Consider the following 4,444-nt stretch of genomic DNA (forward strand, 5'->3'; position numbering starts at 1 on the left):
TAGGCCAGTCTGGGACCCAGAACGGGCTCGAACGGCACGTCCAGTTCCCGGAAGAAATCAATGAAGGGGGCCACCGGGCCCTGGCTGACCAGCGCTCCCAAGGGGTAATGAATGCCGCCGCTTTGCCGGCGCCGCGAGTTGCCGCCGAGAGCGTCCTCCTTTTCGACCAGCAGGCAATCGTACTCGCCGAGCCGATAAAGTGCGGTCAGCCCCGAAATGCCGCCGCCCACGATGACGATATCCTTGCGCAGCGAAGGCTCGGGGACCTTGAAGGAAACGCCGTCCCGAACCTGATGCGTGACCCCGAAGTGGTCGACTTCGTCGAAGGCGTTCGGAAGCCTTACGAGGTTCGGCCGGCCTTTGGCGTCGACGCGAAAGGTCGCCCCGGCACCCAGTCCGAGTCCCCCGAGGACGGCCAGTGCCTTGAGCGCGGAACGACGGTTCATGACGAAAACTCGACCACAAGGTCCGCTTTGGCGACCAGGACGCCGTCCTGATTGACGAAGCGGCAGGCGACTTCAGTCGGCAGGCGATCGCTTCCGGTAGGCACGCATTCCACCTGAACGGTCTGGGACGGCAGCACCGGTGCGAGAAACTTTTGCCGCACGATGCGGCGTATGCGGCAAGGACGGCCGTAGGTCTCGGTCAGAGCCTTGCGGGCGAAGGCGAGCAGCAACACGCCCGGCAGTATGGGATTGCCGGGAAAGTGGCCCGTGAATACCGGTTGTTCGCCGGAGACGACATAGGATTTCGTAGTCATGGCTCAAGCTCCCGTGACCGTGAGCCTGCCGGCGGCGACGACGGCGTCGCCCTGAAGTGCCCGGAAGCCGCCCCGGCACAGCCCGCCGAAGCGGGCTTCGATGCGGACTTCGATACGGATGTCCCGTTCCGGATCGGCGGGTGCATTGAACTCCACTTGCTCGAATCCGAGGAGCAAATGGCGGGCGTCGTCGCGCGATTCAGGGCGATCCGCGCCGGTGGCGAGCACCACGCCCATGATCTGCGCGGCGCTTTCCAGCACCAGTTCGTCGGCGAGATCGCGCCCGGTCCAGTCGTTCCATAGGATCCGGTCCTCGGCCAAGGTGACGTGACCGGTCCCGGCCGCGCCCGGTGTCTCGATGTCGATGTAGTTCGGCATCAGGATGGGGTGACGGTGAGGCAGGAGGGATTCGATGTCGGAACGTTCGAGTCGCATGGCTCTGGGTCCTATGCCGCGCAGTCGCAGCCGACGACCACGGAGACGTGGCTGCCGCCGACGCCCGATCCGTGGTGCAGGAAGCGGGATACCCGCTCCCGTGCCGTGCTGTAGTTGAGAAGGGAGGCAATGCCTTCGTCGTAGTCCACGCCCTCGTTCATCGCCGGGACGACTCCGCGCTGGGCGCAAGCGATGCCCAAAGCCAGGCGCAGGACGCCGGAGGCGGCGAATTCGCCGGTATAAGCCTTGATCGCCGAAACTCTCGCCGAGGAGTCGCCGAGCGCCTGCCGCCAGACCTCCGCGTCCGAGCGATCCAGGTTTTTGCCGCCGTTGGCGGGGCTGGATACCCAGTCCATATCGGCGAGTTCGCACCCGGCTCGAGTCAGCGCCTGATCGATCGCCGCGACGGCCCCATCGGAATCGTGGCGGAACGCGTCCTTGGCCGACGATCGCAGGCCGATGCCTTCGATGGTTCCGAGAATCTTCGCCCCGCGCTCCAGCGCGGCTCGTTCGGTCTCCAACAGCAGGGCTGCCGCGCCCTCGCCCAGGGCGAAGCCGGAACGGCGGCGGGCGAACGGGTAGGAATCCTTGTCGCCGGCCAAGCCCAAATCGTGGAAGGCTTCCACCAGCGCCGGGCTGAGCTCGTCGGCGCCCACCACCAGGATGCGTTCGGCGAGTCCCTGGCGGAGCATCATGGACGCGTACAGGAGCGCGTATTCGCCGCTGACGTCGACGCCGGTGACGGTGGAGTTGGGACCGGCCACGCCGAGCTCGATCGCGGCGAGGCCGGCGCTGGCGTTGTACACCGTGGTCGGGAAATGGGCGGGGCTCAGGGTCTTGATGCCGTCGCGCAGGAACTTCTTCTGATGCTCCACGACGCTGTTGAGGCCGGAAAAACCGGTTCCCACCAGGAGGCCGCAGTCCCGGCGCAGGTCCGACGGCAGCTCCGCGTTAGCCAGTGCCTGGCTGCCGGCCGCGATGGTGTAGCAATTGATCGGGTCCATCCGCCGCGCCTTCTTCGGGTTCAGGTAATCGGCGACATCGAATCCCTGAACGGCGCCGAGGCGGCGTTCGGGCCCGAAGCGGTCGGTCTCCGCGAGTCCGGTCTTCCGCTCGGCCGTAGCCCGGACGGCTGTATCGACGTCGGAGCCCAAGGGACTCACGATACCGATGCCGGTAATGACGATCTGATCAGTCATGACGAATAACTCCGTTAAAAAGGTGTTAGGTTGCCGCGCCGGGGATCGAACCATTCGCCGTGGCCGGGCACGACGAAGTCGGCCTCGGCGACACGGCGGCGGGAGGCCAGGAGCCGTTCCCGATCGTGGACGATCAGATGATGGTCGATGCCCGTGGCGAGAAAGTCGTCCAAGGACAGCACCGCATCGCCGGCGATCATGCAGGCGCCCTGTTCGGTGTCCACCCAGAGGCCCATCTGGCCGGGGCAATGACCGGCCAGGTCCACCGTGGCGACGTGCGGCGAGAGCTGCTCGCCGGGGTCGCAGAGATGGAATTCGCATGCACGGTCGGACGATTCGAAGTCGTAGCGCGAATCCGTGGCGAGACGCAGGAATTCGCGCAGAAACACCGGCGCGATGAGCTCATGGCTCTCCTTGAGGAAGGCCTTGTAAGCTGCGCGGTCTTCCCGGTAGCGCATCAATTCGCACACGAATCGATATTCCTGTCGGGGGACATGAATCCGCCATCTCCGGCACTCGGGGGCCGACGCTTTGTAATGGTCGAAATGCAGGTGCGTGAAATAGGCGTCGGTGATGCCGTCCAGACCGAAGCCGACCACGCCGCGCAAGACCGCGTCGAGTTCCGCCGCCGTGGCGAAGTCGCCGTCGTCCACCAGGAAGCGCCGCGGCCCGTCGACGACCAGGGTCGCACTGGCGCGAAGCGTCAACCGGGTGGGGCGGTTCAAGCGGTAGACCCGCGCTTTCTCAGACACTGAGACCTCCGTCCACGACGATCACCTGGCCGGTCATGTAGCTGTTTTCGGGCGACGCCAGGAAGCAAGCGACACGGGCGACTTCCTCCGGGGTTCCGGCGCGGCCCATGGGAACCGACTTGATCAGCGGCTCGAGCTGTTTCGGATTCATGCCGGCCAGCATGTCGGTGTCCACGAATCCGGGCGCCAGCGCATTGACGCTGATGCCGTAGCGGGCCAGTTCCTTGGAGAGCGAGCGGGTCATGGCGATGACACCGCCCTTGGAGGCGGCATAGTTGGCCTGCCCCGGCGTTCCGATCAGGCCGCTGATCGACACCACGTTGACGATACGCCCGAAGCGCCGCCGCATCATGTCCTTGACGACGGCGCGGGACACCAGAAAGGTGCCTTTCAGATTGGTGTCGACCACGTCGTCGAAGGCCGCCTCCGACATCATGGCGAGAAAGCTGTCGCGGAGTATGCCGGCATTGTTGACCAGGATCTCGATCGGCCCGAGATCGCCGGTCACCGCCTCGACCATGGACTCCACCTCGGCGGCCGTCGCCACGTTCGCCGGATAGGCGCGGGCGGTTCCGCCGGCCTCGTGGATTTCCCGGCAGAGTTCTTCCGCCTTGTCGCGGTTGCTGGCGTAATTCACGGCCACTTTGCAGCCCGCCTCCGCGAGCGCTTTGGCGATGGCGCGGCCGATGCCGCGCGAGGCGCCGGTCACCAGCGCGACCTTGTCTTCGAATCCCATGATTTCACCCTTCATAGCGTCTGAAAATCAAAGAGGTGTTATTGCCGCCGAAGGCCAGGGAATTCGACATGGCGTATTCCATCGCGTGATTGCGGGCCCGATTCGGCACGTAGTCGAGATCGCATTCGGGGTCCGGCGTCTGGTAGTTGAGCGTCGGCGGGGCGAACTGGCCTTGCAGGCTCAGCACCGTCGCGGCGGCTTCGATGGCGCCGGCCGCCGACAGCGTGTGGCCGATCATCGGCTTGATCGTACTCATGCAAAGCCCGTCGGGTTTTTCGCCGAAGACGCGCTTGACCGCGGCGGTTTCCGACTTGTCGTTGAGCTGCGTGCCGGTGCCGTGGGCATTGATGTAGCGTATCTGTTCCGGCTGTACGCTCCCTTTCCGGAGCGCCATGTCCATCGCGCGGGCCATGCCGTCCCCTTCGGGATGGGGGGCGGTGATGTGGTTGGCGTCCGAGGTCAGGCCGTAGGAAACGAACTCGGCAAGGATCGGCGCCTTGCGCCGCAAGGCGTAATCCATGTCCTCCAATACCAGTACCGCCGCCGCCTCGCCGAGGACGAT

Annotated in this window: 6 protein-coding genes and 1 pseudogene; all 7 read right to left on the reverse strand. The window is 65.4% G+C overall.

Features of this window, described 5'->3' with window-relative positions:
- Positions 1–446: FAD/NAD(P)-binding protein (locus ABJK70_RS20775; RefSeq protein ID WP_347258982.1), on the reverse strand; the 446-nt coding region annotated here is incomplete at its 3' end.
- Entirely contained in the window at positions 443–760 is a 318-nt protein-coding gene (locus tag ABJK70_RS20780) for a hypothetical protein (RefSeq protein WP_347258983.1), read from the reverse strand. The genes ABJK70_RS20780 and ABJK70_RS20775, both read right to left, overlap by 4 nt.
- Positions 761–763: 3 nt before the next feature.
- On the reverse strand, positions 764–1,195 hold the full coding sequence (locus ABJK70_RS20785) for a hypothetical protein (protein WP_086133518.1): 432 nt from the start codon (positions 1,193–1,195) through the stop codon (positions 764–766).
- 11 nt (positions 1,196–1,206) lie between these two features.
- Positions 1,207–2,394 carry a beta-ketoacyl synthase N-terminal-like domain-containing protein gene (locus ABJK70_RS20790; protein WP_168183756.1) on the reverse strand — a complete coding sequence of 396 codons (1,188 nt, stop codon included), beginning with the start codon at positions 2,392–2,394 and terminating at the stop codon, positions 1,207–1,209.
- A 14-nt stretch (positions 2,395–2,408) separates the two neighbouring features.
- Positions 2,409–3,146: an MBL fold metallo-hydrolase gene (locus tag ABJK70_RS20795; RefSeq protein WP_139841024.1), complete on the reverse strand. Its 738-nt coding sequence runs from the start codon at positions 3,144–3,146 to the stop codon at positions 2,409–2,411.
- Positions 3,139–3,882, reverse strand: coding sequence for a 3-oxoacyl-[acyl-carrier-protein] reductase (fabG, locus tag ABJK70_RS20800; protein ID WP_347258984.1), 744 nt, complete (start codon positions 3,880–3,882; stop codon positions 3,139–3,141). Before fabG ends, ABJK70_RS20795 begins: the two co-directional genes overlap by 8 nt.
- Positions 3,883–3,886: 4 nt before the next feature.
- Positions 3,887–4,444: pseudogene (locus ABJK70_RS20805) on the reverse strand (hypothetical protein); the annotation flags it as partial.

This window comes from Methylocaldum sp., assembly GCF_039794385.1.
Taxonomy (GTDB): Bacteria; Pseudomonadota; Gammaproteobacteria; order Methylococcales; family Methylococcaceae; genus Methylocaldum.

What these genes read in the sequence shown, in the direction of transcription:
- ABJK70_RS20785 (WP_086133518.1), bottom strand. Translation starts at nt 1,195, where the DNA reads ATGCGACTCGAACGTTCCGACATCGAATCCCTCCTGCCTCACCGTCAC.
- fabG (WP_347258984.1), bottom strand. Translation starts at nt 3,882, where the DNA reads ATGGGATTCGAAGACAAGGTCGCGCTGGTGACCGGCGCCTCGCGCGGC.
- ABJK70_RS20780 (WP_347258983.1), bottom strand. Translation starts at nt 760, where the DNA reads ATGACTACGAAATCCTATGTCGTCTCCGGCGAACAACCGGTATTCACG.
- ABJK70_RS20790 (WP_168183756.1), bottom strand. Translation starts at nt 2,394, where the DNA reads ATGACTGATCAGATCGTCATTACCGGCATCGGTATCGTGAGTCCCTTG.